Below are 22,827 nucleotides of genomic sequence, written 5' to 3' on the forward strand. Positions count from 1 at the left end.
AGCAGAGCCTCGATAGGGCTTAGGGGGCGTAACGAAGTGATATCCGCTATTCGACGACGGTGGCCGCGCTGCGGCGCGGCCCCGCGTACCGCGCCAAGAAGCTGACCAGGACGCTCAGCCGGTTGCGGCCGCCCAGCAGGTAGGTCAGGTGCAGCCCGATCCAGGCCAGCCAGGCGAGCGGGCCGTGCATGGTCATGCCGTTGGACAGCTGCAGCACGGCCGAGGCCCGGCCGACCGTGGCCATGATGCCGGGATCGTTGTAGGAGAAGGGCGCCGCGGGACGGCCGTGGGCCAGCGCCAGGATCTGCTTGCCCACGTGCTCGCCCATCTGGATGGCGGGCTGGGCCAGCTGCGGCAGCGGGTCGGGCGGCCCGGCCAGGTCGCCGGCGACGAAGATCTCCGGGTACGCCGCGACGTTGAGCGCCTGGGTGACCTCGATCCGGCCGCCCTTGCCCTGCGGCAGGCCCAGGTTCGACACCTCGGCGGGCGCGGCGACGCCCAGCGCCCATACGGTGACGTCGCTCGGCAGCCGGGTGCCGTCGCTCAGCACGACCGCGTCGGGCTCGACCGAGGCCACCGTGCTGCCGAGCCGCAGGTGCACGCCGCGCCTGCGCAGCGCGTTCGCGGCCGCGTCGCGCAGCCGCGGCTTGTACGGCGAGAGCACGTAATCGAAGCGCTCGACCAGGGTGACACTCGTCTGATCGGGTTTGATCTCCGGATAGGTCACCGGGAGCGTCCGCTGGCGCAGCTCGGCCATCGTGCCCGCGATCTCCACCCCGGTCGCGCCCGCGCCGACCACCACGGCGTGCGCGCTCTCGCGCTTACCGTCCGCGACCTGCTCCAAGAGGGTCTGCAGCCGTTTACGCAGCACGATCGAATCCTGGACCGAATAGATCGGGTAGCCGTTGTCCCGCGCGCCCTCGATGCCGTACCAGTTGGTGGTCACTCCGGTGGTGAGCACGAGGTAGTCGTAGTCGAGCGAGGTGCCGTCGTCGAACTCCACCCGCCGCTCGGCCGGGTGCAGCTTCGTCAGCGCGCCCCGCCGGGCCCGCGCCCGCCGATACTTGGCGGCGAACGCCCGCGTCGGGTAGGTGATGTCCCCGGCGGCGAGCCCGGCCGTCGCCACCTGGTAGAGCAGCGGCTGGAAGGTGGAGTAGGGGTGACGGTCGACGAGCGTGACGCGCGCGCCACCGCGGGCCAGTTCCCGGGTGGCGTTCAGTCCGGCGAAGCCCGCGCCCACGACGACGACATGCGGCCTGGTGGACCGTGCTGGTTCCTGGACCATGGCGAGATGCCCCCTCCGGCGGATGCTCATAGGGTGCATATGGCACAGGAGGCAACTCTTAAACCATTCGCCGGAGCTCTCTCAGTTGGCGCCCATCTCGATGGTCTCGGCGACCTCGGCGTGCCGCTCGGCCTCCTCCTCGGCGAAGCGGGCCTCGTCGAGCTTGTCGGCGATGTCCTCGTCCTGCCGCATCAGCGCGTCGAGCGACTGGCCCGCCATCTCCAGCACGCCCATGTCCGCGTACGCCTGCTGCAACCGCGGGCTCCACAGCCCGATATCCTTCACGCACGGCACGATCCGGCTGAACAGCAGCGACCGGAACAGCCGCAGATACTCCGAGTGCTCCGTGGCCACCTCCGCCTCTTCGACCTCCGCCTTCGACAGGCCCAGGTTCTCCCAGGTCTCCCGGCCCCTGAGCCGGTCGCGCATCAGGTAGCAGCCCTCGATGACGAAGTCCTCGCGTTCGCGCCGCTCGGCCTCGGTTAAGTTCCCGTAGAAGTCGCGCAGCGCCATCCGGCCGAAGGCCACGTGCCTGGCCTCGTCCTGCATGACGTAGGCGAGGATCTGCTTGGGCAGCGGCTTGGTGGTGATGTCGCGCATGACGCCGAACGCCGCCAGCGCCAGGCCCTCGATCAGCACCTGCATCCCCAGGTAGGGCATGTCCCACCGCGAGTCGCTGAGCGTCGAGTCGAGCAGCGACTTGAGGTGCTCGTTGATGGGGTAGGCCAGGCCCACCTTCTCCTGCAGGAAGCGGGCGTACGTCTCGGCGTGCCGGGCCTCGTCCATGGTCTGGGTGGCGGCGTAGAACTTGGCGTCGAGATCCGGGACCGACTCCACGATCTTGGCCGAGCAGATCATCGCGCCCTGCTCACCGTGCAGGAACTGCGAGAACTGCCAGGCCGCGCCGTGCAGGCGGACGTCCTGGCGCTGCTTGTCGTCCATCCGGCGCCAGAGCGGCGTGTCGTAGATGGCGATCGTCTGGTCCGGGATGCCGAGCACGTTGTACGGGTCGACCTCGAGATCCCAGTCGATGCGCTTGGTGGAGTCCCACTGCTTGTCCTTGCCCTTTTGGTACAGGGCCAGCATCCGATCCCTGCCGTCGTCGTACTCCCACGTAAACCTGCTGGCACCGGACATCTTCACGTCCCACGTGGAGAGCTCGGCCGGGATGGTGTAGAGATCGTGCGTCGACATGGGGTCCTCCGCAGGGGGGCTACGTACACCGTACGTCCACTGTCGAGGCTTGCACGTACGGCGTACGTACGTCAATAGAATGAGCTATGCCCACCGAGCCTCTCTCGCGGACCCGCATCGTCGCCGCGGCGATCGACCTCATCGAGCGTGAGGGGGCCGACGCGGTGTCCATGCGGCGCATCGCCGCGGACCTCGGCGTCGGCGTGATGTCGCTCTACAACCACGTGCCGAACAAGGACGCCCTGCTCAACGGCGTCGCCGAGGCGGTGCTCAGCCAGATCGAGTTCACCGACGACCCCGACGCCCACTGGACCGACCGGGTGCGCATGCAGGCCCGCGCCTTCCGCCAGATCGCGCACGGCCACCCGCGCTGCACGATGCTCGTCGTCAGCCGCCAGCTCCACTCCAACGCCGGGCTGCTGCCGGTCGAGCGGGCCCTGGCCACGCTGCGCAGCGCCGGATTCGACGGGCAGGACGCGGTGCGGGTGCTGCGGATGTTCATCGCCTACATCGTGGGCTCGCTGCTGCGCGAGGTCGGGGTCACGCCCACGTTCGCCCCGCCGCGCGGGCAGATGATCAACCCGGACGACGTCGATCCCACCCTGTTCCCCGAGGTGAACGGGCTGGCTCCGCTGCTGTCCAGCTGTGACCACGACGCCGACTTCGACTTCGGCGTCGAGTTGCTGATCCAGGCGATCGCGGTGCTGCCGAAGCGCAAGAGGGAGGGCACCCGGTGATCCCGGATGCCCTCCAGCTCTTCTAGTACCAGTTGTGCGCTCTGAAGTGGCCCCAGGCGCCGCACGGTTTGCCGTATCTGCCCTTGATGTAACCCAGGCCCCAGCGGATCTGCGTCTCAGGGTTGGACTTCCAGTCCTCGCCCGCTCCCCGCATCTTTCCTCCGGGGAGCGCCTGCGGGATGCCATAGGCGCCTGAGGAGCTGTTGTACGCGTGGTGGTTCCAGTTGCTCTCTCTGGTCCAGAGATTGTCCAGGCACTGGAACTCCTGGTAGGACCAGGCTCGCTGGACGACCTGGTTGAGCGCGATGCCCTTGTTCCGGCTCTTCGGCGCCTTGGCCCTGATCTTGATCTTCGGCCGCGCGGAGGTGGTCCAGGAACGGGTCTTGATCACGGGGGCGTGCCATGAGCCCTCGATGACCCGGGGCTCGGGTATCCGCGGTGCGGTCGCTCGCGGTTGTGCTGGTCTTGGTTGGGCTGTTCGCGGCTGTGCGGTTCGCGGTCCGGCTTCGGCCCAGACGAGGGTCGAACTGCCGGTGACGGCCGTGAGCGTGGTCAGAGTGATGAACGTGTAGCGCAGGGCGCGGTTGCTGTCCATGTCGATCCTTGCTGCCAGGTCGCGTGCGGACAGGCGCTCTTGCTTCCCCGGCGCCCTTGCCGGTCCGCGTCCGTGGCTCGGACGAGGAGGGTCCGCGCGGCCCCCCGGGCTTCCGTTGACGCCCACATGGTGCTGGGCGGCCCGGAGGGCTCCACGACGTTTCTCTAGCCCGGTTTCTATTACGCACAGTCACTATCAATCACTCTCGGTGATTGGCTTTGGGAAGACGATGGCGTGATCGCTAGAGATATTTAGGGTGCTCGCAGGGCCGCCATGGCGCGGCCCGTTCGCGCGTTGACCTGGCCTTTCGTGAAAACAGGGACAGGCTGGGGGCGCGGATCAGTACCAGTGGCGGGACTGGAAGTGCGCCCACGCGCGGCAGGGGGAGCCGTACCGCTGCTTGATGTAGCCGAGGCCCCACGCGATCTGCGTGCGCGGGTTGGTGCGCCAGTCGCGGCCCTTGGTGGCCATCTTGTGGCCGGGCAGCGCCTGCGGGATGCCGTAGGCGCCCGAGCCGTTACCGGCCCGGTGGTTCCAGCCGCTCTCTCGCGACCAGAGGCGCACCAGGCAGCGGTACTGGGCCTTGGTCCAGCCGCGCTTGGCGACCATGTGCTTGGCGATGGTCTTGTTCTTGCTGATGGCGCGTTGCGTGCTTGTTTCGGAGCTTGCCTGGGAGCTCTGCGCCTGTGCGGCCGTCGCGCCGCCTGCCACCACGAACGTGGCGGACAGGATCAAGGCGCTCGTACGGCGGAGCATGGGCATGCGGGTTCCCTTTCGATGGGTTCGGGGGACCGCGCCACCCTGCCCTATCCGCCCGATTTACCGCGAATTGACCATGAAAAGGTAGATCGTCAGTAAAGATCACGCTTTGGGGCTGTTCAGGGGAAATGTCGGGAAAATGTGGAGTGCATCACAAACCGGGAGAGGGGGCGTTCTGTAGGGTCGGCTCATGAGTCTTCGTGACATTCCTGTCCGCACCCTCGCGGACGCCCCCACCACGCTCGCCGAGCTCGTCGGCGACAAGGCCGTGCTCATCGTGAACGTGGCCTCCAAGTGCGGCCTCACCCCGCAGTACACCGGCCTCGTCGAGCTGCAGCGGCAGTACGGCGAGCGCGGGTTCAGTGTGATCGGCATGCCGTGCAACCAGTTCATGGGCCAGGAGCCCGGCTCGGCCGAGGAGATCCAGGAGTTCTGCGCCACCACGTACGGCGTGGACTTCCCACTGCTGGAGAAGGCCGAGGTGAACGGGCCCGGCCGGCACCCGCTCTACGAGGCGCTCGTGGAGACGCCCGACGCGGAGGGGGCGGGCGGCGACATCCAGTGGAACTTCGAGAAGTTCCTCGTCGACCGCGAGGGGGCAGTGGTCGCTCGCTTCCGTCCGCGTACCACCCCGGACGACCCGGCGGTCATCGCGGCGATCGAGAAGGTGGTCTGAGGGCGGGTGGCCCCAAGGACTCTCGGATGGTCCGTCGCACGACCGTCTCGGTCTCTGTGAGGTCCGTATGAGGCTGGGGTCCTTGGGAGGTACCCCCTCCGGGCGGCGGAAGAGGACCGTCCGTCGTGGCTGGGGTTCCTTCGGGGGGAGTGTAAGGACGGATGCCCGGCGGACGTGCGTGGACACCGTCCCAGGGGCGGCGGCAGTCGGTCGGCGGGGGTGGCCAGTGGCTGGGGCCCCAGCCACTGCGGACGTTGGGGGGTGGTCAGTGGCGGGGGCCGCAGCTGCCTCGGACGATGAGTTCCGTCGGGAGCAGTACGCTCCGGGGGCGCCGGGTCCCCGCTCGCAGCACCAGCTCCGCCGCTCGGTAGCCGATGTCGCGGCCCGGTTGGGCGATCACGGTCAGCGGCGGGGAGCACAGTTCGGCCCACGGCACGTCGTCGTACATCACCAGCGACACGTCCCGTGGCACCCGCAGGTCCAGTTCCCTGGCTGCCAGGACGGCCGCCTCGCCCAGGACGTTGCCGCCGGTCACCACGGCCGTCAGGTCGGGGCGGCTCTGGAACAGCCCGGACGCGGCCGCGTAGGCCGAGTCGCGGCTGCCCGTGGCGAACACGATCAGATCCTCATCCACCGGCGCGCCGACCGCCTCGCGGAAGGCCGCCACCCGCCGGCCGTGCCCCGGGCCGCCGAGGAAGGCGATGCGCCGGTGGCCGAGCCCTCTCAGGTAGCGCACCGCCGTACGGATGCCGGCCCGGTCGTCGGCCAGCACGGCGGGGACGTCCAGCGGCCGGGCGCGCGAGGCGGGCGGCAGGCCGTCGAGCAGCATGAGGTCGGAGACGCCACGCGACGCGGAGTCCCTGTCGGAGGGCACATCAGAGGCCGCGTCGGACGGCAGCCGGTCGGCGAAGACCACCGTCATGCCCGCCTTGATCGCCGGGGCCCATGTCTCGGCGCCGCCCGACGGGACCGCGATCACCCGGTCCACGCTCTGCTCCAGCAGCATGCCGACCAGTTCGGCCTCCTGCTCGGGATCGTCGCCCGTCGAGCCGAGCACGACCGGCTCGCCCGCCGAGCGCGCGCAGGCCAGCACGCCCTCGGCCAGCTGGCCGTAGAAGGTGTCGGTGAGGTCGGGCACGAACAGCCCCATGCCGCCGGTGCGCCGCTGGCGGAGATTGCGCCCGAGCGCGCTCGGGCGGTAATCGAGGTGGGCGGCGACGGCCAGCACCCGTTCCCTCGTCTCCGGGCTGGCCGAGCCGCCGGACAGGACCCGGGACACGGTCGCGACGCCGACGCCCGCAGCCTCGGCCACATCCTTGATGGTGGCCCGCCTCGATTCCATGGAAACGATTCCATCATGGTTTCCGCCGCGCAGGAAGACCAGGACACTGACATGCGCTGATCTCTTGACACACATGTCCGTTTCGGGTGAGATGCTTGAAAACGTATCCATGCAATTGGATACCCCCCGCACATCATCCGGGTCACCCGCCCGGGAGCGCGAAGGAATGTCATGGCATCCATCGTTCTGACCAATGTCGACAAGATCTACGCCGGTGGCGTTAAGGCTGTGAACGGGCTCAACCTTGAGATCAAGGATGGCGAGTTCATGGTGCTGGTCGGCCCATCCGGTTGCGGTAAGTCGACCGCGCTCCGGATGATCGCCGGTTTGGAGGACATCAGCGGTGGCGAGATCGCGATCGGCGAGAAGGTGGTCAACCACCTGCCGCCGAAGGACCGCGACATCGCCATGGTCTTCCAGAACTACGCGCTGTACCCCCACATGACGGTCGAGGAGAACCTCGCCTTCGGCCTCAAGCTTCGCAAGATGCCCAAGCCGGAGATCCAGAAGCGCGTCAACGAGGCCGCCAAGATGCTCGGCCTGGAGACCTACCTCAAGCGCAAGCCGGCCGCCCTGTCCGGTGGTCAGCGCCAGCGTGTCGCGATGGGCCGCGCCATCGTCCGCGAGCCCCAGGCGTTCCTCATGGACGAGCCGCTGTCGAACCTCGACGCCAAGCTCCGTGTCTCCATGCGCGCCTCCCTCAACCAGATGCACGAGCGCCTCGGCGTCACCACCGTCTACGTCACGCACGACCAGGTCGAGGCCATGACGCTGGGCGACCGCGTCTGCGTTCTGCGCGACGGCATCCTGCAGCAGGTCGACACGCCGCAGAACCTGTTCGACAAGCCGGTCAACCTGTTCGTCGCCGGCTTCATGGGCTCGCCCGCCATGAACTTCGTCACCGCCGAGCTGGTCCGCGACGGCGGCACCGCCGTCACGTTCGCCGACCTCAAGCTGGACATCCCGGAGTCGACCTTCACCGACAAGCCGGGCCTCGACCAGTACATCGGCAAGCAGGTCATCCTCGGCATCCGCCCGTCCGACTTCGAGGACGCCGCCTCCGCCGGCCAGAACGCCAACGGCTGGGCCACGCTGGCCGTCAAGGCGGAGGTCACCGAGGAGCTCGGCTCCGAGATCAACGTCCTGTTCCTGATCGACGCCCCGCCGGTCGAGCACAAGGACACCGTCGCCGCCGCCGACACGGGCGACGACGAGGAGGCGGCGCTGCCGCTGGTGGGCGACAAGTCGCTGTGGACCGCCCGCGTGAACGCCCGCAGCCACGCCCGTCCTGGCTCGAGCCTCGACCTCGTGCTGGACACGCACAACCTGCACTTCTTCGACCCGACCTCCGGCCTGGCCATCGGTCACGAGGCGAACGTCGGCAAGTGATCTCCACCGAATCTCGGCCGTGAGCCCGCTCACGACCGGACTGGGCGTGAGTCCCCCTCACACCCGCCTGGGTGCGATCACGTCGCACCCAGCCAGGGCCCCCACCGCGACCCCCTCCCGCGGTGGGGGCCCGCCTGCTTGTACGACCTCAGCGGCCTTGTACGACCTCAGCGGCCGAATTTCGCCGCCGCGCTGCTGACGATCGTGCGAGGGACGAACCTGCCGATCGCCGCGACCGCCTTGTACCGCACGTCCGGAATCGACACCCGCTTGCCCAGGGCCAGGTCGCGCATGGCCGCGTTGACCACGTTGTCGGCCTTGAGCCACAGGAAGCGGGGGATGTGGGAGGTGTCCATGTACGCCCGGTCGTGGAACTCCGTCCGCACGAAGCCGGGACACAAGGCCATCACCTTGATACGCGGATTGCCCACCTCGGCCGCGGTCGCCTCGCTGAAGTTCACCACCCACGCCTTGGACGCGCTGTAGGTGCCGTGGACGAAGAACGCCGCGACGGAGGCCACGTTGATCACGCCGCCCCGGTCGCGCTCCCTCATCCCGGGTAGCGCGGCGAGCGTCAGCCTCAGCACGGCCTCACAGTGGACCTTGAGCATGCGTAGCTCGTCCTCGACCGGCACCTCCAGGAACTTCTGGGGGTGTCCGAAGCCGGCGTTGTTCACCAGGAGATCGACTCCATCGCGCAGCCGCGCCTCGACCCGGGCGAGGCCGTCGTCGGTGGCGAGATCGGCGGGCAGCGACTCGACGCTGACGCCGTACCTGAGCTTGAGCTGGCCCGCGATCTCGCCCAGCCGGGCCTCGTCGCGGGCCACCAGGACCAGGCTGAACCCGTCGGCGGCCAGTCGGCGGGCGAAGGCGGCGCCGATGCCGGCGGTCGCGCCCGTGATCAATGCGGTAGGCATGGCAGCACCTTAACGCCTCTCCCGTCACCGTCTGGTGGGAGCGTGCTCACCGGTGCTCAGGGGCGTTCGATGTGCTCCGGGCGGGATTGGGCGTCCGCCAGGCGCCGGGCGAGTTCGTCGCGTTCGCGGGTGATCTCGGCGAGTTCGTGCTGTAGCTCGATGATGCGACGGATGGCCGGCAGCGTCATGCCCTGGTCCATCATCGTCACCACTTCTTGGACGCGGCCGATCTCGTGGCGGCTGTAGCGGCGCTGTCCGCCCGACGAGCGCTGGGGGGAGACCACCTGGTTGTCGTCGATGCGCCGCAGGAACGCCTGCTGTACGTCCAGCATGTTCGCCACCTGGCCGACAGTGAACAGGGCCGCGTGTTCGTCGTCCATGGGGAGTTTCATGACCGTTCCTCCTGTCGGAATGCGGGCGGCCCCGCCCGGTGGCGCTCGAAGGGGCCGTACCGGGGCGGGGCCGTGGCCTGTCCAGGTGCAACGGGCGCTGCGTGGGCGGTCAGCTCTTGATCGCCTTGTGTGACTCGGTGGTGCGCTGGATGGCCACCTTGCGCGGCTTGGCCTGCTCCAGCACCGGGATCCGCACCGCCAGCACGCCGTTGTTGTAGGCGGCCTCGATCGCGTTGGCATCCAGGTGCTCGGACAGGTAGACCCGGCGTGTGAAGGAGCCCATTACCCGCTCCCGTACGAACAGGCGCTCGTCCTGCTCGTACTCCTCCTCGCGCCGCGCGGTCACCGACAGGACGCCGCGGTCGACGGTGACCTCGATGGAGTCGGGGTCGACGCCGGGCAGGTCGAACCGCAGCACCACATCGTCGGCGCGGCGGAGCCCGTCCATCGGCATCGTGGCCCCGTTGCCCTGAGCGTTGGCTTGGCGGGCGAGACGGTCGAACTGGCGCTCGAACTCCTGGATGAACGGGTCGATCGACGTGAGCAGCATCGCGCTTCACCTCCGAAGACACCCGGGGGCTCCTCAGTCCCCCGGAATACCTATCCTCCGTCCGAGAGGAAACCTACAGCTGGAATTATAAGTTCTCTCCAGGCGAAGTTGTCAACTGGTTGCCGCGGTGTCGCTCCCGGGGCGAGCCCCCGGTCACTTCTCGCCGCGGCCACCGCGATCGCTGCTGTGCTTGCCGCGCCCGCTTGCCTGCTTGTCCGGCCCCGGCTTTTCGGTCTCGAAGGACTTGTCCTGCTGCTCGTCCTTTTCGTCGCGCTCACGCTCGTGTTTGCCCATGCCGGCCTCCTCGCCAGTGCGTCGCTTAGTGTGATCTTAAGACTACCTAGAGTCTCTGATGACCGTAATTCTCGGCGACGGACGGCCTGCATGGCGATCCGGCGACCGCGGTAGGGCAGCCGCCGGGATGCCGATGCGAAAGGGCTAGGCCACCTTCGAGGAGGGTGCCGCCCAGGTGTTGCACGAGCCCGGGTCGCCGGTGGCGAAGCCGCGCTTGCTCCAGGCGACGATGGTGGCCGTCTTGCCGTACCAGCGCGCCTCGCCGGCTGAGTCACCGTTCTGCATGCTCTGCAGGTAGGTCCAGTCCTTGGTGGTCCTGCCCTTCAGCGGCCAGACGCTCTTGATGAACGCGCCGGAGAAGCACTCGTTCTGGAGGGAGCTGCGCCGGCTCAGCTCGCGGTCCTCGGCCTTGCTGTGGACCGACAGCACGTCATAGGCGTCGGCGATTCCGACGAGCTTCTTGACGTGCCAGCCGTACACGTAGGAGACCGTATTGAGCAGCCACATGTCGGACGGGTCCTCGAGCCACGACTTGCCGACCTGGAAGGTCAGCGTGTTGGTGCGGTCGCAGTAGTAGACCTGGGAGTCGTCCTTGCGGGTCTTCATGCCGCAGTACGTCTTCGGGAACTTGTCCACGTGCCGAACCTTGGGCTTGCTGAAGGGCAGGCCGGCGGCGGTGAGGTGCTGTTCCCAAGTGGTGTCGAGGCAGGCGACGATCGCGTCGATGTAGGCGCGGGCCAGCTTGCGGTTGTTGCGCTTGACCGGCGGCTCGTCACAGGTCGTGACGGGCAGCGCGCCGGCCTCGTAGAGGGGGTTGGCGATCAGCTTGGGGTGTTTCACGGGGTCGGCCGCCGTCGTCGCGGCGGTGGCCGTACCGGTTAAGGAGAGCATCGACGCGACGGTCAGCGCCATGATCGGAAATTTTCTCACGAGGGGTGACAATAGGGCCGCTGGCGTGTTTTCGCATCATCAATTCCTTTGTATCCGTTCCTTCACTGTGCGTCGTCTCGATGCGGGGGCGCGGGCCTGCCCGGGCGGGGGTCGGGAATGGCCGACCCAAGAGGGCGCCGGAGTAACAAACACCGCTATTGACTCGCCAGCCACCAGCACTGTCACAAATGCCATTTATTGTCATGTGAAATGTTAGATATCAAAATCAGCGCCGTCATTCGGGCGTCGGCGAAAATTAATTCCCATACCCCTTCACATTGAAGCGGCGACCTCTCAAGATGAAAAAGTTCGCCAGAATCGCTTCACGGAAGGGAAGATTCATGAGTGCACGCTCAAGGCGCGCCGCAATTGTCGCTTTTGCGACATTGCTGGCAGTCTCGGGGTTGAGCGCGACCGCGACCGCGACGGCAGCACCTTCCCCTGCCGCATCCGCCACGGGGGCGGTGAACAAGTCCGACAGCAAGAGCATCCAGGCCCACTGGACCGCCGAACGCATGCGCGCGGCCACGCCGGAGCCGGTCGTGGCGGTCCCGGACGCGAAAGCGGCGCCGGAGCAGGTCAAGAACGTTCTGCCCAGCCGCTCGGCCGAGGGGTCGCTGCCGACCAGGAAGATCAGCCGGTCCGCCAGTCCGTCGTCCGGTCTGCTCGCCGGCCAGCGGGCCGAGCGCTGGGGGCGTCAGGGGAGCATGCCCGCCCTCACGATCGGCAAGATCTACTACACGCGCAATGACAACAGCTCCGGCTACTGCACCGGCAGCGTGATCAACGCCGCCAACAAGAACACGGTCTGGACCTCCGGCCACTGCGTGCACGCGGGGAGCGGTGGCGCGTCCGGCTGGTTCCGCGACTTCATCTTCGTCCCCGACGCCGACAACGGGCTAGAGCCTCAGGGCCGCTGGACCTGGCGATACGCCAACACGACGAACGGCTGGTTCAACAACCACAACTGGAGTTACGACATCGCGGCCATCGCCTTCAACCCGCAGCCGGCCCGCGGCAACCTCCAGGACTGGACCGGCTCGCAAGGCTACAAGTTCAACCAGGGCCAGGCGTGGACCGGCATCAACGCCTTCGGTTTCCCGCAGGACGGCTACCAGCGCACCGACTTCACCGGCAACGACCTGTGGTACTGCTTCGGCAACGTCACCCGCGCCAGCTCCTCCGACGACCGTATGCACATGAACAACGACATGTTCCACGGCTCCAGCGGCGGCCCCTGGCTGCAGGACCTCCAGCTGAGCCGAGGCTGGGGCTACATCATCGGCGCCAACAGCCACCGGGACGTCGACGCCAACCAGAACCCCACCAATATCGTCTACAAGTCGCCCTACCACGGTGACGGGGCTGTCAACGTTTATAACGATGTAACGGCCCACTAATCACGATAAAAGAGGCGAGGGGCTTGACGGCCCCTCGCTTTTCGTCATCCCGGGCTGGCCTCATTCATGCGCTCCTTGGTCCAGTGGGACGCGATGTCCTGCGGAGCGCGCGTATTTTGGACCCCGGTCGCCGCTTCGTCGGGAGCGGGCGAACGGAAAATCACGACCACCGTCGCCGCCACCACGAGGGCGGCGGCGGCTGCCACAAGTGCGATGGCTTTACTCCTCATACCGCCATCGTACGACCAAGCGATGGCGCAGAGGCTTATGCGCGGTGATATGTCCGGTCAGGGATGAGCAGGAGCTCTACGCGCTCAGCCGCCAAGGTCTCCTCTATCGGATCGATCCCGCCTGACGCCCTCGATCAGATCCTCGACCTGATTGTTCAGTCGCGAGCCACGGGTCCAGCCCGCGTAGTGGGTGAGGAAGACCACGACCTCCCGCAGCTCGCTCTCACTCAGGTCGCCCGCGCGCAACGCGGCGTCGAGTCGCACCTCCAGCTGGTCGTCGATGCCCTGCCCGACGAGCAGGCCGAGCAGGAGCAGGTGGCGCTCCTTGGCCGAGAGGACGCCGCGTGACCAGAGGTCGGCGAACATCCGCTCCGCCGTCATGCCGAAGCTGTCCACTGTCTCCATGGCCGGTTCTGTCATTGTCCGCTCCGGGTAGCAGGGGATCCCTCTATCTTTCGCTACTTTGCCGGTTGAACCAATGGGGGCACGCCAACGCAGTGGGGACGTCCGCTTCGAGCGGATCTGTAACAACTGAAGCCAAGGTACGGCCAAGATTTGGTCAAGATTTATCACCGTACACTCGGCCTCATTCCGCATGAAAGCGGGCACAACAACTCCGTTGGTCCGTAAAGCGGAGGTAAGCCCTGGTGAACAAGACACGGGCTTGGATCGCGCTCATGACCGCGATCGTCATGCTGTCAGCGTGCGGGCAGCCGGATTTCACCTACGTACGTGACAAGGAAGGCACCACCTACTTCAAGGTGCCGTCCTCCTTCAGCCAGCTCAACGCCTATCCGATCGAACTCTCCCTGTCGGGCGACCATCCGAACTCGGAGGCGGCCCGGCTGCGTCGCGAGCGGGTCTGGTCCACGGCCTTCGACCAGTCCGCGCAGCCGTCCGTCACGCACCTGCTCAGCTCGACGGATCCGTTCATCTACGCCACCGTGCACAAGCTCACCGACGAGCAGCGGGACGGGATGTCGCTGGATCGGCTGCGTGACTTCGTCCTGCCGGTGACCGCGCAGATCCGCGCGATGTACCTGTCCAAGGCGACCGAGGCCGGGCGGCAACCGCTGTTCAACCGGTTCGAGTCGATCAGCGATCAGATCCTCCAGCTGGACCGTGGCGCCAGGGGAGTACGGGTTCGCTTCAACTACCAGATCGGCGGCGACGTCCAGACCTTCGACCACACCGCCATCCTCGACGAGCGGGGAGCCACGGTCTCCGTGATGCTCATCGGCTGCCAGGCGATCTGCTTCCGAGCGCGCGCGGCCGAGTTCGACAAGATCGAGCAAACCTTCAAGCTGCTCCGGCTGCCCGGATGAGGGAGCGTCATTGACCACGACCACGCATCACGGCGGGCTGCGCGCGCCCGGTAGCGGCCCCTCCGATCCCGAAGCCGTGACCAGGAAGAAGATGCGGTTCTGGGATCGCAGCAAGTTCCTCATCGGGCTGGTCCTCGCCTTCCTCGTCCTCACCTGGAAGGTGATGGCCGACTACGAGGGCATCGTGTCCTTCGGCGAGGCCATGCGGGCCATCGCGTACGCCTATCAGTGGATCTTCTGGCTGCTGGGCGTCGAGGCGCTGCGGCAGCTCCACTTCTTCGTCAGCGAGCGCTGGTCGGCCTACCACCGCTTCTGGAGCCACCGTGTCTTCGGCGGGTTCGAGCGGTGGTCACACCGGCGCTTCGACGACTGGACCAGGTATCGCTTCTCCCGCGCCGCGAAGATCGTCTTCTGGGTGGTGCTGATCGCGCTGGTACTCGGCGCGGTGCTTGAGACCAGCCCGTTCCTCGCCCTGTTCAGCGCGCCCGCGCTGATCTGGAAGGCGATGCCGTTCCTGATCCAGATCGTGTTCCTGTTCTTCGTGGTCATCATCCAGTTCGTCGGCCTGTTCTGGTTCCTGTCCAGAGGCGGCGTCGAGACGTACTTCCCCGACGACATCAAGACCCGCTTCTCCGACGTCTGGGGACAGGACCACGTCGTCGAACGCGTCCAGGAGAACATCGTCTTCCTGGAACGGCCCGACGAGATCGAGAGGCGCGGCGGGTACGTGCCCAGCGGCCTGCTGCTGTGGGGGCCGCCGGGCACCGGCAAGACGCTGATGGCCGAGGCGGTGGCCGGCGAGACGGGCAAGCCGTACGTGTTCGTCGACCCCGGCGCGTTCACGAACATGTTTATGGGCATCGGCATCCTCAAGGTCAAGACCCTCTTCAGGAAGCTGCGCAAGCTCGCGCTCCGGTACGGCGGGGTGATCGTCTTCTTCGACGAGGCCGACTCGCTGGGCAAGCGCGGCCGGCTCGCCCAGCAGGGCCCGCAGGGGCAGGGCGGCGGCTTCTCCGGCTGTCACGGCGCCAACTATCTGTCCGAGGAGACCCGCTCGGTGCTCGCCTTCCGCGCCCGGCGGGAGGTGGAGGAGCCGGAGACCCGCAACCGCTTCTTCATGGGCGGTGGCGGCATGAACAGCGGCGACCCGGGCACCCTGCAGGCCCTGCTCACCGAGCTGTCCGGGCTCAAGAAGCCGCGCGGCTTCTTCAACCGCCTGGTCAGGCGGCTGCTGGGGATGCGGCCCAAGCCGCCGCCCAAGTTCCGCATCCTCGTCATGATGGCCACCAACCGGCCCGACGCGCTCGACGAGGCGCTGCTGCGTCCCGGCCGCATCGACCGCATCTACAAGGTCGGCTACCCCTCCAAGGCCGGACGGGTCCGCACGTACCAGGGCTATTTCGACAAGGTCGACCACGAGCTGACCGAGCAGCAGATCGACAAGCTCGCCACCATCACCCCGTACGCGACGGGCGCCACGATCAAGGACCTGGTGAACGAATCGCTGATCACCGCGATCCGCGACGGCCGGGAGATCATCTCCTGGTCCGACGTACTGCGGGCCAAGCGACTCAAGCAGCTCGGCCCGCCCGAAGACGTCGAGTACATCGAGCGGGAGCGGCACGCCGTGGCCGTGCACGAGGCGTGCCACGCCGTGGTGGCCTACGTGACCCGCTTCCACCTGGAGATCGACATCGCCACGATCGAGAAGGGCGCCGACTACCTGGGCATGGTCGCCTCGATCAAGCCTGAGGACCAGTTCACCCGGTGGAAGTCCGAGTACGAGGCCGACATCATGGTCTCGCTCGCCTCTCTGGCGGGGGAGCGGATGTTCTTCGGCGAGGACAACTCCTCCGGCGTCTCCAGCGACCTGCACTCGGCGACGTTCCTGACGGCGCTCATGGAGTCGTACTGGGGGATGGGCTCGGGCGTCACCTCCCTTCCCGCGCTGCAGGAGCTGGAGATCCACGGCGGCAAGGCGATGCCACGGCGCGGCGGCGGCCCGATCGGCATCACCGAGCGGGAGCCGAGCCGGGGCCAGGCCGAGCTGGCGCCTGACGTGCTGGGCGAGCGGATCGAGTTCAACCTGGTCCGGCTGCTGGAGAAGACCGAGCGGCTGCTGGAGGAACATCGCCGCGACGTGCTCTGCCTCGCGCACGCGCTGGAGACGCACAAGACGCTCAACGGCGACGACGTCGTGGCGATCATCGAGCGGGAGACCGGGCCGCTGATCGATGGCACGATCTACGCCTCCGACGAGCTGTACCAGGAACTGGAGGAGTACCACCGGGACGCGGCCAGGGCGCACAAGGAGCACAGCCGGATCGAGCGCGACCTGCCTGGGCAGGTGGAAGAGCCTGCCTACCAGCCCAACGGCCAGACCCCCGGGTGGCCGGTCGGGCCCGCCCTTCAACCTGGGCCGGTTCTTCAACCCGAGCCGGTAGGGACTGTCCTGGCCGCCGAGCCCGCCGTGGTGACCGCCGAGATCGTCGCCGAGCCGGGCAGGCCCGAGTTCGTGCCGTGGGCGCCTGACCCCGCGCCCGTCTACGCGGCGCCGTCGCCCCAGCCGGTCGAGCCGCCGCCGCCCAGGCGCCGGGCGTGGGTCGTCGTCGCCAGTCTGCTGGCGCTCGTCGTGCTCGCGCTCCTCACCGGCCTGGTCCTGACGGGCGCGATCCCGGTCGCCGGGATGGCCTCGCCCGGACTGCTGCTCGTCCTGTTCGTCGTCGTGGTGGCGGTGATCGTGGGCGCCGGCCTGGCGCTCATCGCCATCAGAGCGGTACGAGGGGCGCAGGCCAAGGCGGAACACGAACGCGACCAGGCCCACGCCAGGGCGCAACTGCTGGCCGCCGCGATGGACCCCGACACGGCCATGCGGCTGCTCGGCTACGACGGCAGGGAAACGGACAGGAGGCCCTAAAGCAGGCGGGAGCCTTAGACCCGTATGTCGAGCCGGCCGATCGGCTCGACCAGCTCCTCCTCTTCATAGGTGAAGTGCGAGGACAGGACGGCGGCCAGCTGCTCGGCCTCGGCCCGTACCCGGTCGAGGCCGGTGTCCCCGGCCACCAGGTCCACACACGCCTGGTCGAGCCGGGTCAGCAGTCCGGCGATGACCTCGTGCTCCTCTTTGAGCTTGTCGATCACCGGCCCGAGCGAGCCGTCGCGCTCGAGTATCGCCGGGTACATGGCCTCGTCCTCGATCGTGTGATGCACGGTCACCAGCCGGCAGAACGTCGCGCAGAACGCGCCCAGCGTCCAGTAGTTCTGGCGCATGGTCAGCTGGTTGATCACCGAGCGCAGGGCGGCCGCGTCGAGGACGCCCGCGGCGACCTGGTCGAGCGCGTCCAGGACCTGTCGCATCTCCTGGCGGTAGCCGTTGTGCACGTCGATCAGGTGCCGGCCGAGCTGCCGCTGCCCCGGCGTGAGAGCCTCGGGATCGTGCTTGTGGCCGCGTGGCCTGCGCGCCTCGTCGAGGTCGGTCACTGTCACTGGCACTCCAGCCCGGCAGCCTCCGGCGCGGACCACAGGTCGTACATGAAGATCCCCCCATTTTGTAATAAATGATCTTATAGCCCGGTGGACTCTCCGTACTGATTAACACGACGTTCACATTCGGGCAAAAACCGGGAAACGGTTGACCGCAAGACTCGGCGTGGCTGTGAGACATCCTGAAAGGACCGACGTGAGCTACAAGGCTGAGTACATCTGGATCGACGGCACCGAGCCCACCGCCCTGCTGCGCTCGAAGACCAGAATCCTGGCTGACGGAGCCGAGCCGCCGGTCTGGGGTTTCGACGGTTCCAGCACGAACCAGGCCGAGGGCCACTCCTCGGACCGCGTGCTCCGTCCGGTCTTCACCTGTCCCGACCCGATCCGCGGCGGTACCAGCGTGCTGGTCCTGTGCGAGGTCGAGGAGATCGACGGCGCCCCGCACAAGAGCAACACCCGCGCCCTGCTCCGCCCGATCGCCGAGCAGTTCGCCGACCAGGACTCCTGGTTCGGCATCGAGCAGGAATACACCTTCTTCAAGGGCAGCCGCCCGCTGGGCTTCCCCGAGGGCGGCTTCCCCGCCCCGCAGGGCCCCTACTACTGCGGTGTGGGCGCCGACGCGATCTTCGGCCGCGACATCGTCGAGCTTCACCTCGACCGCTGCCTCGCCGCCGGTCTCGCGATCTCCGGTATCAACGCCGAGGTCATGCCGGGTCAGTGGGAGTTCCAGGTGGGCCCGGCCGGTCCGCTGGAGGTCTCCGACCACATGTGGATCGCCCGCTGGCTGCTCTACCGTACGGCTGAGGAGTTCGGCGTGGAGGCCACGCTCGACGCCAAGCCCGCCCGTGGCGACTGGAACGGCGCCGGCGCGCACACCAACTTCTCCACCAAGGCGATGCGCGAGGGCTACGAGCCCATCATCACCGCGTGCGAGGCTCTCGGCGAGGGTGACAAGCCGATGGAGCACATCACCCAGTACGGCGTGGGCATCGAGAGCCGCCTGACCGGCGCCCACGAGACCGCCCCGTGGAACAAGTACAGCTACGGCGTCTCCAACCGCGGCGCCTCCGTACGCATCCCGTGGCAGGTCGAGGTGGACAAGAAGGGCTACATCGAGGACCGCCGCCCCAACGCCAACGTCGACCCGTACGTGGTCACCCGCCTGCTGGTCAACACCTGCTGCTCGGCCCTGGAGAAGGCCGGCCAGGTCTGATCTCGGTAAGCGAGTAGAGAGGAACGCGGGCACCCCCGATATGGGGCCCGCGTTCCTCCGTTTTTCACACCAGGCGGGACTGGTAGACCCTGCGGGCCTCCTCCACGACCGCCAGATAGTCGGCGCTCACCCGGTCCCTGACGAGCTCTTCGAGCAGTTCCAGCCAGCGCAGGCAGAACGTCACATCCTCTTCCCTGGCCACCCGCCGGCCCTCGACGTCGAGGTAGACCGGGCTGGTGTGCGCCCGTACCTGCCCGCCGCCCTCGGCGACCGCCACCACATAGGTCGGCCAGATCACCGTCAGCTCCGCCGCCACCTCACCGGGCGGGCCGGCGGCCAGTTCGCCGTCGGCGGTCAGCAGCCGTACGTTCTCCACCAGCGGCCCGATCACCCGCCCGATGACCCGCACCCTGCTGCCGGGGGTCAGGTCGAGGGTGGCGCCGGGGCCGTGGCCCTCGATGGACAGCTCAAGGAACGGACCGGTCGTGGCGAACGTGCGGCCGCACCGTACCGCGTCGGCGTAGGACTCGGCGGTCAGCGGCCCGGTGACGTGCGCGTAGGTGCGCTCGCGGCCGATCGGCCCGAGCCGATGGGCCATACCGGCCACGGCGGCGACGCGGTTGCCCGCGCCGATCAGCCTGCGGTAGGCGCGGTCCGAGCCGATCGCCGAGCAGAAGCTGTCGACCAGGCCGAGGGCCGCGTCGACCACCGACAGCCGCGCGTCGTAGCCCGGATCGCCGTCGCCGACGAGCTGCTCGGGTGTCTCGACCGGACCGCGGAAGGCGTTGGCGTAGCCGATGAGCGCGCCTCGTTCGCGCAGCTTGCGGACGTTGTCGTAGCCCTCTTCAGGGCCGAGCGCGTGGTGGGCGAGATCCACCCTGGCCACGTGCGTCTCGTCCGACCACGGCAGATCGCGCCCCGACCAGCGCTCGACGGCGTCCTGGTCGCCCGGCAGCAGGTTGACCACGTGCAGGTCCTCGCCGTGCTGCGAGTCGGCCACCCACTGGGACGGCTGGTTGAGCGGGTCGTGCAGGTCGGCGCCGTACCAGCACGGCTGGTTGAGCGGGACGTGGAGGTCGGCGCCGTACCAGCCGCGGGCCGCCGCGTCATAGATGCGCCGCGGGGCCAGCTCGACCAGCGTCTCGCCGTCGCCCGGCACGAGGGTCGTCTCCGCCCAGTCGTACTCCATGCCTCTGGCCGCCCTGACCGTCAGCGGTTCGCGTGGGACGTCGAGCACCAGGTCGTCGCCGTGGAAGTACGGCAGGCCGTCGAGGTCGCGGGCCGGCGGGGTGTCGCGCGGGAACCAGCCCTTGCCGTCGGCGCTCCACACGCTCCAGCGACAGGGGAAGCCTGCCCGCAGCCGGATCGTCCGCTGCGCGATCTGCTGGGCGGTTTGTTGAGCAGCCCGTTGGGTCGTCCGTCCGGCAGTCCGCGCCTTGGTCGACGGCACCGGGGTGGTCGGCGCCTCGGTTAACGGTGTCGGATCGTCACGCATCGGCTTCTCCCTGTAATCGAAGGCGCCGTTATCGTGACACGACCATCACCCGCCCGGAAGCCCGTGCTTCCCGGCGGGGTGGTTTTCTTCCCTCAAGGTAGAAGGACCTAGAGCCGGAAGTTCATATCCGGTGCGATGTCCGCGACGTCCATCTGGGCCTTCTGCAGGTGGCCGGAGTGGTCCCAGTTCATCGCCTGCCAGCGGGTGAACTGGTCGAGCACCCACATGCCGGACTGGCGGCTGCCGTTGCCGGACTTGCCGTTGCCGCCGAAGGGCAGGTGCGCCTCGGCGCCGGACGTCGAGTTGTTGACGCTGACCATGCCGGCGGAGATGCCCTCGCGGAACTTCCACGCGTACCGGGCGTCGGTGGTGTAGATCGAGCTGGACAGGCCGTAGCCGGGCAGGTTGGCCAGCTCGATGGCCTCGTCGATCGTCTCGAAGGTCGTCACGCCCACGATGGGCCCGAACGTCTCCTCCAGGAACAGCTGGTCGGTCGCCTTGACGCCATCGACCACCACGGGGTGGTAGTAGAGACCGCCGTCGCCGGTGAAGTCGCGGCGCGGGGCTTCCTCGGTAATTTTCCCGATATTTCCGGACACGACGCGGTGGTGGGGCTGGATCCAGGTCAGATACTCCTCGTACCGATCCGCGAACTTCTGGTCCAGCAGCGGGCCCGCCAGCACGTCCTGCTCCGGGTCACCGACCTTGGCGTTCTGTACGGCCTGGGCGAACCGCTCGACGAACTCATCGTGAATGCTCTCATGCACGATGACCGTGCCCAGGCTGGTGCAGCGCTGACCGGCCGTACCGAAGCCGGAGAACAGCGCCCCCTCGACGGCGAGATCGAGATCGGCGTCCGGCATGATCACCATCGGGTTCTTCCCGCCCAGCTCCAGGCAGGCCGCCTGCAGATGCCGCCCGGTGAGCTCCCCGATCTTCCTACCGACCTCGCTGGACCCGGTGAACCCGACCTTGTGCACCGTGCCCTCCTCCAGCGCCAACTCCAGCCCCCGGAAGGTCTGGACGCCATCGGCGAACACGATGTTCAGCACCCCGTCGGGCAGCCCGGCGGCGGCGAACAGCTGGTACATCGCATGCGCGGAGGCCGCCGCGTATTCAGCCGGCTTCCACACCACGGCATTGCCGCAGAGCAGCGCCGGGACCAGATACCAGGACGGCACCGCGACCGGGAAGTTGCCGGCGGTGATCACCGCCGCCACACCTACCGGGTTACGGAAGGTGAAAAGCTTCTTGTCCGGCATCTCCGACGGCACGGTCTGCCCGTACAGCCTGCGGCCCTCGCCGAGGAAGAAGTCACACGTGTCAACGATCTCCCGCACCTCACCCAGGGCTTCGGCGTACGGCTTGCCGATCTCCCGGGTGACCAGGTGGGCCAGCGCCTCGGCATTGGCCTCGACCAGCCGCCCGATCGACGCGATCACCCGTCCCCTCACCGGAGCCGGCACCTTGGCCCACTCCCGCTGCGCCTCCTTGGCGGTGCGACAGGCGTCGGCGAACGCCTGGGCATCGACCAGGCCGACGCGGGCGACGACCTCGGCGATGCGTGCGGGGTTGGTCGATTCGTACGTGTCGGTGCCGGCGGCGTCCTTGCCACCCACAACGGAGACGATCTGACGAGTCACCGGATCCTCCTCATTTGGTCCTCAGCACAGCCCATCATCCCCCAAGCACGGACTTCGCTTGTGCTCAGGCTGTTTCCGCTGCTCACAAGCAGGGGCTTCGCTGCGCTCAGGCTGTTTTCCCAGTTGACAGGCATGGCCTTCGCTTGCGCTCAGACTGTGCTCATTGGGGCTCCGCCCCGGCGAGGGGCCCCGGCCCCTCGCGCTCCCCGGGGGTTGACCGTCTGATCGAAAAGCGAGGCTCACGGTGCGCCCCGCGTCTAACCACCAGTTGGATCATCGTTCTGCTCTGGACCGGGTGGATCCATGATCGTGACAGAAAACCCCTTCTCGGAGGTCCCACGAGACTAGTCGACGGCGGTCGGACGAGATTGCCCGTAGGCAGCAGGCGTCTTCTTCGAACAATGAGCAGTGCCACTGAGTCACCGCGCCCGACCAGTCAAGATCTGCCACCACAGATCTCGGGCAGCATGGGCAGGCAGCCACGTACTTTCAAGAATGTCAGTGGCGGCCTCCCCGAGGATGCGCCGAATGAACCACAACCCACCGGCCGTGCAGAGCTCGAACATCGGGTATTCACACACGCACGTATGCTCGCGGACTCGCCGCCGATAACAGCGTGGCACACTTTGCCCCCAGTCCACGCGTATGGCCTCTGGGTGTGGGGTGGCCGCCACGTGCAGGCCGTGATAGTCGAAGTGCGGGGGCGGACGGTTCACGACCGTACCGCCATCAGGGCCTGGTCGCGAAGCAGCGCCACAAACGTGTCCATGTCGTCTGCGCTCACCGTCTGCCGCAACCCCCTGTCGATGTCGGCATTCCGGAGTTGGACACCGCGCCGGGTCGCGTAGAACGCCCCCGCATCACTGCGGAAGAAGGACCAGGCGGGGAAGGTGGCACGCAGCGCATCAAGGTCGTAGCCCGAAGGTTGTTGCACAACTGCAGGCTACGTGAACCTTCCTAGTCCTTCCCCTAGGT

24 protein-coding genes are annotated in these 22,827 nt (G+C 67.7%); 7 read left to right on the forward strand and 17 right to left on the reverse strand.

What is annotated here, in order from left to right:
• Positions 1–46 precede the first annotated feature (46 nt).
• Positions 47–1,315 (reverse strand): NAD(P)/FAD-dependent oxidoreductase, encoded by a 1,269-nt coding sequence (locus tag AB0J16_RS12525; RefSeq protein ID WP_358537811.1) that lies wholly within the window; start codon positions 1,313–1,315, stop codon positions 47–49.
• 51 nt (positions 1,316–1,366) lie between these two features.
• Entirely contained in the window at positions 1,367–2,479 is a 1,113-nt protein-coding gene (locus AB0J16_RS12530) for a ferritin-like domain-containing protein (protein ID WP_358537814.1), read from the reverse strand.
• An 86-nt stretch (positions 2,480–2,565) separates the two neighbouring features.
• Between AB0J16_RS12530 and AB0J16_RS12535 the strand changes: the two genes are divergently transcribed.
• Positions 2,566–3,216 carry a TetR/AcrR family transcriptional regulator C-terminal domain-containing protein gene (locus tag AB0J16_RS12535; RefSeq protein ID WP_358537817.1) on the forward strand — a complete coding sequence of 217 codons (651 nt, stop codon included), beginning with the start codon at positions 2,566–2,568 and terminating at the stop codon, positions 3,214–3,216.
• 22 nt (positions 3,217–3,238) lie between these two features.
• On the opposite strand, the gene AB0J16_RS12540 is transcribed toward AB0J16_RS12535, so the two are convergent.
• Both AB0J16_RS12540 and AB0J16_RS12545 read right to left on the reverse strand, forming a co-directional pair.
• Positions 3,239–3,811 carry a lytic transglycosylase domain-containing protein gene (locus tag AB0J16_RS12540; protein WP_358537820.1) on the reverse strand — a complete coding sequence of 191 codons (573 nt, stop codon included), beginning with the start codon at positions 3,809–3,811 and terminating at the stop codon, positions 3,239–3,241.
• A 339-nt stretch (positions 3,812–4,150) separates the two neighbouring features.
• Positions 4,151–4,573, reverse strand: a complete 423-nt coding sequence (locus tag AB0J16_RS12545; protein ID WP_357941357.1) for a transglycosylase SLT domain-containing protein — start codon at positions 4,571–4,573, stop codon at positions 4,151–4,153.
• Positions 4,574–4,760: 187 nt separating this feature from the next.
• Here AB0J16_RS12545 and AB0J16_RS12550 point away from each other — a divergent pair, with 187 nt between their 5' ends.
• On the forward strand, positions 4,761–5,246 hold the full coding sequence (locus AB0J16_RS12550; protein WP_358537823.1) for a glutathione peroxidase: 486 nt from the start codon (positions 4,761–4,763) through the stop codon (positions 5,244–5,246).
• A gap of 265 nt (positions 5,247–5,511) precedes the next feature.
• Here the strand turns inward: AB0J16_RS12550 and AB0J16_RS12555 are convergent, their stop codons facing one another.
• Positions 5,512–6,588 carry a LacI family DNA-binding transcriptional regulator gene (locus AB0J16_RS12555; RefSeq protein ID WP_358537826.1) on the reverse strand — a complete coding sequence of 359 codons (1,077 nt, stop codon included), beginning with the start codon at positions 6,586–6,588 and terminating at the stop codon, positions 5,512–5,514.
• 171 nt (positions 6,589–6,759) lie between these two features.
• Between AB0J16_RS12555 and ugpC the strand changes: the two genes are divergently transcribed.
• Positions 6,760–7,977: a sn-glycerol-3-phosphate ABC transporter ATP-binding protein UgpC gene (gene ugpC / locus AB0J16_RS12560; RefSeq protein WP_358436916.1), complete on the forward strand. Its 1,218-nt coding sequence runs from the start codon at positions 6,760–6,762 to the stop codon at positions 7,975–7,977.
• Between the two features lie 167 nt (positions 7,978–8,144).
• Here the strand turns inward: ugpC and AB0J16_RS12565 are convergent, their stop codons facing one another.
• From AB0J16_RS12565 to AB0J16_RS12590, 6 genes are all read right to left on the reverse strand, one after another.
• Complete coding sequence (locus tag AB0J16_RS12565) at positions 8,145–8,894, reverse strand: SDR family oxidoreductase (RefSeq protein WP_358537830.1); 750 nt, start codon at positions 8,892–8,894, stop codon at positions 8,145–8,147.
• 56 nt (positions 8,895–8,950) lie between these two features.
• A complete protein-coding gene (locus tag AB0J16_RS12570) occupies positions 8,951–9,286 on the reverse strand; it encodes a MerR family transcriptional regulator (RefSeq protein ID WP_358537833.1) in 336 nt (111 codons plus the stop codon).
• Between the two features lie 109 nt (positions 9,287–9,395).
• The gene (locus AB0J16_RS12575; protein ID WP_358537836.1) at positions 9,396–9,836 is read right to left on the reverse strand and encodes an Hsp20/alpha crystallin family protein; all 441 of its coding nucleotides are present in this window, start codon (positions 9,834–9,836) and stop codon (positions 9,396–9,398) included.
• Between the two features lie 153 nt (positions 9,837–9,989).
• On the reverse strand, positions 9,990–10,130 hold the full coding sequence (locus AB0J16_RS12580) for a hypothetical protein (RefSeq protein ID WP_358537839.1): 141 nt from the start codon (positions 10,128–10,130) through the stop codon (positions 9,990–9,992).
• 144 nt (positions 10,131–10,274) lie between these two features.
• Positions 10,275–11,060 (reverse strand): neutral zinc metallopeptidase, encoded by a 786-nt coding sequence (locus AB0J16_RS12585; protein ID WP_358537842.1) that lies wholly within the window; start codon positions 11,058–11,060, stop codon positions 10,275–10,277.
• Positions 11,061–11,316: 256 nt separating this feature from the next.
• A complete protein-coding gene (locus tag AB0J16_RS12590; protein WP_358537845.1) occupies positions 11,317–11,532 on the reverse strand; it encodes a hypothetical protein in 216 nt (71 codons plus the stop codon).
• Here AB0J16_RS12590 and AB0J16_RS12595 point away from each other — a divergent pair.
• Positions 11,525–12,460: a hypothetical protein gene (locus tag AB0J16_RS12595; protein ID WP_358537848.1), complete on the forward strand. Its 936-nt coding sequence runs from the start codon at positions 11,525–11,527 to the stop codon at positions 12,458–12,460. The genes AB0J16_RS12590 and AB0J16_RS12595 overlap by 8 nt on opposite strands.
• Positions 12,461–12,504: 44 nt before the next feature.
• Here the strand turns inward: AB0J16_RS12595 and AB0J16_RS12600 are convergent, their stop codons facing one another.
• Both AB0J16_RS12600 and AB0J16_RS12605 read right to left on the reverse strand, forming a co-directional pair.
• Complete coding sequence (locus AB0J16_RS12600) at positions 12,505–12,690, reverse strand: hypothetical protein (RefSeq protein ID WP_358537851.1); 186 nt, start codon at positions 12,688–12,690, stop codon at positions 12,505–12,507.
• 84 nt (positions 12,691–12,774) lie between these two features.
• On the reverse strand, positions 12,775–13,110 hold the full coding sequence (locus AB0J16_RS12605) for a carboxymuconolactone decarboxylase family protein (protein ID WP_358537853.1): 336 nt from the start codon (positions 13,108–13,110) through the stop codon (positions 12,775–12,777).
• A gap of 227 nt (positions 13,111–13,337) precedes the next feature.
• On the opposite strand from AB0J16_RS12605, the gene AB0J16_RS12610 reads away from it, so the two are divergent.
• Complete coding sequence (locus AB0J16_RS12610; protein WP_358537856.1) at positions 13,338–14,015, forward strand: hypothetical protein; 678 nt, start codon at positions 13,338–13,340, stop codon at positions 14,013–14,015.
• 10 nt (positions 14,016–14,025) lie between these two features.
• Positions 14,026–16,932 carry an AAA family ATPase gene (locus AB0J16_RS12615; RefSeq protein WP_358537859.1) on the forward strand — a complete coding sequence of 969 codons (2,907 nt, stop codon included), beginning with the start codon at positions 14,026–14,028 and terminating at the stop codon, positions 16,930–16,932.
• A 14-nt stretch (positions 16,933–16,946) separates the two neighbouring features.
• Here the strand turns inward: AB0J16_RS12615 and AB0J16_RS12620 are convergent, their stop codons facing one another.
• A complete protein-coding gene (locus tag AB0J16_RS12620; protein ID WP_358537862.1) occupies positions 16,947–17,501 on the reverse strand; it encodes a hemerythrin domain-containing protein in 555 nt (184 codons plus the stop codon).
• 193 nt (positions 17,502–17,694) lie between these two features.
• Here AB0J16_RS12620 and glnII point away from each other — a divergent pair, with 193 nt between their 5' ends.
• The gene (glnII, locus tag AB0J16_RS12625; protein WP_358537865.1) at positions 17,695–18,714 is read left to right on the forward strand and encodes a glutamine synthetase; all 1,020 of its coding nucleotides are present in this window, start codon (positions 17,695–17,697) and stop codon (positions 18,712–18,714) included.
• A gap of 64 nt (positions 18,715–18,778) precedes the next feature.
• On the opposite strand, the gene AB0J16_RS12630 is transcribed toward glnII, so the two are convergent.
• The 3 genes from AB0J16_RS12630 to AB0J16_RS12640 all read right to left on the reverse strand — a co-directional run bounded on the left by AB0J16_RS12630 (position 18,779) and on the right by AB0J16_RS12640 (position 22,786).
• Positions 18,779–20,209 (reverse strand): CehA/McbA family metallohydrolase, encoded by a 1,431-nt coding sequence (locus tag AB0J16_RS12630; protein WP_358537868.1) that lies wholly within the window; start codon positions 20,207–20,209, stop codon positions 18,779–18,781.
• Positions 20,210–20,316: 107 nt separating this feature from the next.
• On the reverse strand, positions 20,317–21,852 hold the full coding sequence (locus tag AB0J16_RS12635) for an aldehyde dehydrogenase family protein (protein WP_358537871.1): 1,536 nt from the start codon (positions 21,850–21,852) through the stop codon (positions 20,317–20,319).
• A gap of 712 nt (positions 21,853–22,564) precedes the next feature.
• Entirely contained in the window at positions 22,565–22,786 is a 222-nt protein-coding gene (locus tag AB0J16_RS12640) for a hypothetical protein (protein ID WP_358537874.1), read from the reverse strand.
• Positions 22,787–22,827 lie beyond the last annotated feature (41 nt).

It is taken from the genome of Nonomuraea sp. NPDC049750, assembly GCF_040659625.1.
Taxonomy (GTDB): Bacteria; Actinomycetota; Actinomycetes; order Streptosporangiales; family Streptosporangiaceae; genus Nonomuraea.